At 34.2% G+C, this 7,543-nt stretch carries 4 protein-coding genes; all 4 read left to right on the forward strand.

Annotated elements, in window-relative coordinates:
- A partial coding sequence (glmS, locus tag VLC96_RS16785) for a glutamine--fructose-6-phosphate transaminase (isomerizing) (RefSeq protein ID WP_325264771.1) occupies positions 1–1,818 on the forward strand: 1,818 nt, incomplete at its 5' end.
- A 306-nt stretch (positions 1,819–2,124) separates the two neighbouring features.
- Complete coding sequence (locus tag VLC96_RS16790; protein ID WP_325264773.1) at positions 2,125–4,962, forward strand: TonB-dependent receptor; 2,838 nt, start codon at positions 2,125–2,127, stop codon at positions 4,960–4,962.
- Between the two features lie 35 nt (positions 4,963–4,997).
- Entirely contained in the window at positions 4,998–6,467 is a 1,470-nt protein-coding gene (locus VLC96_RS16795; RefSeq protein WP_325264775.1) for an SGNH/GDSL hydrolase family protein, read from the forward strand.
- Between the two features lie 267 nt (positions 6,468–6,734).
- Positions 6,735–7,543, forward strand: an 809-nt coding sequence (locus tag VLC96_RS16800) for a F0F1 ATP synthase subunit beta (protein WP_491700822.1), incomplete at its 3' end; no start/stop codon positions are given.

Genomic DNA, 7,543 nt, shown 5'->3' on the forward strand with positions numbered 1-7,543 from the left:
AGAGAGGCTTATCCTATCGTAATAAAAGGATTGAAGAGACTGGAATATCGTGGTTATGATAGTGCTGGTGTGATGTTGTTTGATGGAAATGATTTAGTGGTTTCAAAAACAAAGGGGAAAGTTTCTGATCTTGAGAAAAAAGCTAATGAAGAAAAGGCAATACATGGAACTATTGGAATGGGACATACACGTTGGGCAACTCATGGAGTTCCAAATGATGTGAATTCTCATCCTCATTTGTCTAATTCGGGTCGTTTAGCAATAATCCACAATGGAATTATAGAGAATTACGCTCCTCTTAAAGAAGAATTAATTAAAAGAGGATATACTTTTAAATCTGATACAGATACAGAGGTTCTTGTAAATCTTATCGAAGATGTACAAAAAAACGAAAAATTAAAATTAGGAAAAGCAGTTCAGGTTGCGTTAAACCAAGTGGTGGGAGCGTATGCTATAGCTGTTTTTGATAAAAAAAATCCCGAAGAGATTGTTGTGGCTCGTTTAGGAAGTCCATTAGCAATTGGAATTGGTGAAGACGAGTATTTTGTCGCTTCAGATGCTTCTCCATTTATTGAATATACTGCAAATGCTGTTTATTTAGAAGATGGTGAAATGGCAAATATTAGATTGCATAAACCAATGAGAGTTCGTAAAATTAAAGATGACTCTATTGTTAAGCCTTATATTCAGGAGCTTCAAATGAATTTGGAGCAAATTGAAAAAGGTGGTTACGATCATTTCATGTTAAAAGAAATTTATGAGCAACCAAATGTAATTAAAGATACTTATAGAGGAAGGTTACATGCTAATGAGGGAATTGTTCAGTTGGCAGGTGTAGAAGATAATATTGAGAAGTTTTTGAATGCTGATCGAATTATAATTGTGGCTTGTGGTACTTCGTGGCATGCAGGTTTGGTGGCAGAATATATTATAGAAGAATTTGCTAGAATTCCTGTTGAAGTAGAATATGCGTCTGAATTTAGATATAGAAACCCAATTATTAGCAGTAAAGATGTTGTAATTGCTATTTCTCAATCAGGTGAAACGGCAGATACAATGGCGGCCATAAAATTAGCAAAAGATCATGGAGCATTTGTATTTGGAGTTTGTAATGTAGTAGGTTCTTCTATTTCTAGAGAATCTCATGCAGGCGCTTACACACATGCTGGACCAGAAATTGGTGTAGCTTCTACAAAAGCTTTTACAACTCAAATCACTGTTTTGACTATGTTAGCTTTGCGTTTGGCCAAAGCGAAAGGAACTTTGAACCATTCTGATTTTCATACTTATCTTCAGGAATTAGAAGTTATTCCAGAAAAAGTAAAAGAAGCATTAGAAACGAATGCAAAATCTATGGAGATTGCAGCTGTTTTTAAAGATGCGCCAAATTGTTTATATCTTGGTCGTGGTTATAATTTCCCTGTAGCTCTTGAGGGCGCTTTAAAACTTAAAGAGATTTCATATATTCATGCTGAAGGTTATCCTGCTGCCGAAATGAAGCACGGACCAATTGCATTGATTGATGAATTGATGCCAGTAATTGTAATTGCTCCCAAACAAGGGCATTATGATAAGATTGTTAGCAATATTCAGGAAATAAAATCCAGAAGTGGTAAAATTATTGCTGTTGTTACCAAAGGAGATACCCAGGTTAGGGAATTAGCTGATTATGTTATCGAAATTCCGGAAACATCAGATGCTTTATCACCGCTAATTACAACGATACCATTACAGCTTTTGTCATATCATATTGCAGTTATGAGAGGTTGCAATGTAGATCAGCCACGAAATTTAGCTAAATCTGTTACTGTTGAATAATTAAAATATTATATAGTTTGTAAAAAAGTGAGAATTATTTCTCGCTTTTTTTTTGCTTTTAACTTAACGCAAAGCCATTGTGGTTTTTTGTGATAAATTTAATATTTTTATTAAATTGTTATGTATGCATAGTATTTAATTAATATAATTGATTGTTTTGTTGTTAATTGTGTAAATAATTAAAATATACAATTATCATTTTTTGTTATAATTTGTTGATAATAATTATAAATTTTTTTACTTATTTTAGTGATAATTAAAAAATATGTGTAATTTGGCATTATTAACCAAGAAAACTTAACCCTAATGAAATTGTATTTGCTTTTTTTAACAATGTTCATTTGTAGTTTATCTTTTGCACAAAATTCAGTCAAAGGTGTTATTACAGATGAAAATAATCAACCAATTCCAGGCGCCAATATTAATGTGGCAGGAACAAAAGAAAGAGCTGTTTCAGATTATGACGGATCTTTCGTTATAACTTCTACGCTAGCGCTTCCTTTTTCTATAGAAATTACTGCAATTGGATATACTTCATCAACTATTGCCGTCGGATCTTTGTCGCAAAAAATTATTATAAAGTTGCATTCAGAAGAAACTAAATTGAACGAAATTGTTGTTGCTGCTTCAAGAGCACCAGAAAAAGTGCTACAGTCACCAGTAACAATTGAAAGAATGGGAATTCAACAAGTTAAAAGTACGACTGCTCCAACCTTCTATGATGGTTTAGAAAATTTGAAAGAGGTGCAATTTAATACCAGCAGTATTTCATTCAAAACTGTAAACACTAGAGGTTTTGCTGCGGTAGGAAATACTCGTTTTATGCAATTAGTAGACGGAATGGATAACTCTTCTCCAGCGTTGAATTTTGTGTTGGGGAATTTAATTGGTCTTTCAGATATTGATGTGGCTAGTGTTGAGCTTTTACCTGGAGCTTCTTCTGCTTTGTATGGAGCCAATGCATTCAATGGAATATTGTTTATGAATAGCAAAAGCCCTTTTATTCACCAAGGAATTAGTTCTTATGTGAAATATGGTCAGACTTCACAGGATGTTGCTGGTACCAATGATTATTTTGATATGGGAATTAGAGCGGCTACTGCTTTTACTAAGCATTTCGCAGTTAAAGCCAATTTTAATTATATGAGAGGAACTGAATGGATTGCTGATGATAGAAGAAGTATGACAGGTGGTTCTATAGGTCACGAAAAAAATCAAAACTATGATGGGTTAAATATTTACGGTGACGAAGTGACAACTTTTATTAATAATGTTGGACAAGTAAGCAGAACTGGTTATCGTGAAAAAGATTTAAATGATAATAAAGTGAATAGTGTTAAGGCTGATTTTTCTTTGAATTTCAAGCCTTGGAATAATGACACTGAAATTATTCTTCAATATAAATTAGGTATGGGAAATACTATTTATCAAGGTGCCAATAGATATGCTTTGAATAATTTCTTTATGAGTCAAACTAAAATCGAGGTGAAGGGAAAAAACTTTTTTGCAAGAGCTTATCAATCTTCAGAAGATGCTGGTGATTCATATGATATGCGTTTTGCAGGTTGGAACGTGCAAAGATTGGCTAAATCGGATACAAACTGGTTTACTGATTATGCTACTTCTTTTCAATTATCATCTGCAGTTTTGGGTTTAAATGCTAATGAAGCTGCCAATTATGCCCGTACGTTTGCTGATACAAATGTTTCTCCAGGTTTAAATTTAGTGCCAAATACTGATCCGGCAAATCCTAATGCGCCAAGAGGGGCTCGATTTGAACCAGGTTCTCCGGAATTTACTTCTGCATTGAATACGGTAAAGAATAATCCTGATTTAACTCAAGGTGCTAAATTTACTGATCAGTCAAAAATATATCACTCAGATGTGAATTATAATTTCAGAGACTTAATCAAATTTGCTGAAATTCAAGTTGGAGGTTCTGCTCGTCAATATGAAATGAATTCTAGTGGCTCCATTTTTACAGATTATGATGGTCCAATTCGTTATAATGAATACGGAATTTATACACAAGGTTCTAAAATGTTCTTGGATGATCGTTTAAAATTGGTTGCTTCTATTCGTTATGATAAAAGCCAAAATTTTGATGGAAATATTTCTCCAAGAGTTTCTTTTGTTTATTCTGCCGGAGCACAAAAAACGCACAACTTTAGAGTTTCTTATCAGACAGGTTTTAGAAATCCAACTACACAAGATCAGTATATTGGACTTGATTTAGGGCCTTTTGCTTTAATTGGTTCTGCGCCGGAAAATTTGGTTCGTTTTTCAGAGAATTTAAATGTAAGTGCTGCGGGTCAGGCTGCTGGCGCAAGTTCAAGTGTGACTATGAATGGTAACAATGCTTATGATAATTCGTATACATTAGCTTCTGTACAAGAATTTGGGAAAGCTTTGGCGGCTAAGCCTTCTGATGTGGCCGGAGCTGCTGCTTTGTTGCAAACTGCCAATGTTAAGCTGGTTCGTCCTGAGGAAGTAAAAGCGTATGAGCTTGGGTATAGAACTGTAATTAATAATGATTTTTCTGTTGATATTAATGGATATTACAATCAATACAATCATTTTTTAAATACTTCGAGAGTGGCTGGAGTTTACTATGGAAATGTGAATTCAACAATCAATTTGTTGGATCCGTTAAGTCCCGTTTATGCTTTAGTTAGAAATGACAGAAGAATTTATCAAGTGTATAGTAACACTTCTGCTGATGTTGCTTCATTAGGTTTTGGAGTAGGGTTGTCTAAAAAAGTCTATAAAGATTTTGAATTAGGGGTAAATTATAATTATTCTCAATTAAATTTTGATCAATCTGAAGATCCAGGTTTTGTTACAGGTTTTAATACTCCAAAACACAGGGTAAAAGCATCTTTAGGAAATGCCAAATTGTTTAAAAATTTTGGATTTAATACTAATGTTAGATGGAATTCTGAATATTTATGGCAATCGTCTTTTGCTGACGGAATGATTCCATCCACAACTGTTTTCGATGCTCAAATCAATTATGCTGTTCCGCAATATAAATTATTGTTTAAAATAGGAGCAACTAATATTGGAGGTGAGGATTATATTCAGGTAATCGGTTCAGGGGCAATTGGTCAACAATGGTTTGCTTCTTTAACTATCAATCCATAATTAAAAAAGACAAGTCAAAACTTAAAAGATATAGTATGATAAAAAATTTCAAATGGCTACTGTTAGTTTCGTTAAGCTTTGTAGCATGTAATAATGATGATGAAGATTCTGCTCCTGTAGAAGTTCCGATTACTTCTGGAACTGCCTCTTTTGCAAAATATGTGGCATTAGGTGATTCTTTTGCTGCAGGATATAGTGATAGCGCCTTATTTAAAACTGCTCAGGAAACTTCTTATGTCAATTTATTAGCGCAACAATTTGTTCCTGCTGGGGGTGTAGCTATAACTATTCCTTATATGTCAGATAATATTGGAGGACTTTTGTTAGGTGGAAATGTAATAGCGGGACCACGTTTGTATTTTGATGGCAAAGCACCTGTTGCGGTACAAGGAAAACCAACTACCGAAGTAACAAATCATTTAACAGGACCATTTAATAATTTAGGGATTCCCGGAGCTAAAAGTTATCATTTAGTTGCACCGGGTTATGGAAATGTTGCAGGGGTTGCTACGGGAAAATCAAATCCTTACTATGCTCGTTTTGCAACATCGCCAACAACTACAGTTTTGGCTGATGCTTTGGCACAAACACCAAGTTTCTTTTCATTGTTTATAGGTGGAAATGATGTTTTAGGTTTTGCTACATCTGGTGGAGTTGGAGTTAATCAAACTGGGAATTTAGATCCTTCTACTTATGGTACAAATGATATTACCGATCCAAATGTTTTTGCAAGTGTATATAATGCTTTGGTAAATGGTTTAACTGCAAATGGTGCTAAGGGAGTAGTGGCAAATTTACCATATGTAACCGCATTGCCTTATTTTACAACAGTACCTTATAATCCAGTTCCTTTAACAGAGGCTTTGGCAAGTCAATTAAATGCAGGTTTTGCACAGTATAATGGTGGATTACAACAAATGGTTACTAATAAGTTATTAACTGCAGATGAAGCAGCAAGAAGAACAATAAAATTTACTGCTGGTAATAATGCAGTTGTTATAGTAGATAGTTATTTAACTGATTTATCTAAATATGGTGTTCCTTCATACCGACAAGTTACCAAAGAAGATCTTGTTGTGTTAACTGCAAGAACTTTCATAGGGACATTGGTGGGTAATGATCCAACTAAAATTAATGGAGTTTCCGTTCCATTGGCGGATCAATGGGTGCTTACAAAAGATGAAGTTAAAGAGGTAGTAACAGCAACAGATGCATATAACAAAACTATAAATTCAATTGCTGAATCTAAAGGATTAGCTCTTGTAGATACTAAAACGGCGATGACTCAATTGGCTTTAACGGGTGTGCGTTTTGGAAATTATCACATGACAGCCGCTTATGTGACAGGAGGAGCTTTTTCGTTAGATGGAGTACATCCTACGCCAAGAGGTTATGCTTTTATAGCAAATCTTTTTATTAATGCGATAAATGCCAAATATGAAGCAACTTTAAGAACAGTAAACTTAGAAGATTATCAAACATTATTTCCTGCTGTTATACAATAAATTAAAAAATATTTTTCGCTATTTCAAAAACCACCCGTATATTATTACATGGTGGTTTTTTTGTTGTTTAACACAAAATGAGCGGTTTTGACAGTTTGAAACAGCTTAATAGTTAATCCTCTAAAATTTTAGCTTTTTTTATAAAAAAAAATATTGATTTTATATTTTAAAAATTTATCTTTGCACTCTGAAAAAAGTATCCATTCGATGATTTTCGATGGGCTATATTTCACAAACCTAAATAGCTATTTAATAAACACATAAGTAATGTCAAAAGTAATAGGAAAAGTTGACCAAATCTTTGGAGCAGTAGTCGATGTGGTTTTCAACGGAAAAGATGTTGAACTTCCAAAAATTTATGATTCATTAGAAATCACAAAAAAAGACGGTACATTATTAATACTTGAAGTACAATCTCACATCGGTGAAAACACTGTTCGTACCATTTCGATGGACTCAACAGATGGTTTGAGCAGAGGTTATGAAGTAGTTGGAACAGGGAATCCTATCCAAATGCCAATCGGAGCAGATGTTTACGGTCGTTTGTTTAACGTAATTGGAGATGCCATTGATGGTTTACCTGCTTTAGCAAAAACTGGTAATGACGGAACTCCAATCCACAAAGAAGCGCCAAAATTCGAAAATTTATCTACTTCTTCTGAAGTTTTATTTACAGGTATTAAAGTAATCGATTTGATTGAGCCTTATGCAAAAGGAGGTAAAATTGGATTGTTTGGTGGTGCCGGAGTAGGTAAAACAGTATTGATTCAGGAGTTGATTAACAATATTGCAAAAGGACACGGTGGACTTTCTGTATTCGCAGGAGTAGGAGAAAGAACTCGTGAAGGGAATGACTTACTTCGTGAGATGTTAGAGTCAGGAATTATTAAATATGGTGAGGAATTCATGCACTCTATGGAAAATGGAGGATGGGATTTATCTAAAGTTGATTTGAAAGGAATGAGAGAGTCTAAAGCTACTTTCGTTTTCGGACAAATGAATGAACCTCCTGGAGCTCGTGCTCGTGTGGCACTTTCAGGATTATCTATTGCTGAGTATTTCCGTGATGGAGCAGG

It is taken from the genome of Flavobacterium sp. (assembly GCF_035456085.1).
Taxonomy (GTDB): domain Bacteria; phylum Bacteroidota; class Bacteroidia; order Flavobacteriales; family Flavobacteriaceae; genus Flavobacterium.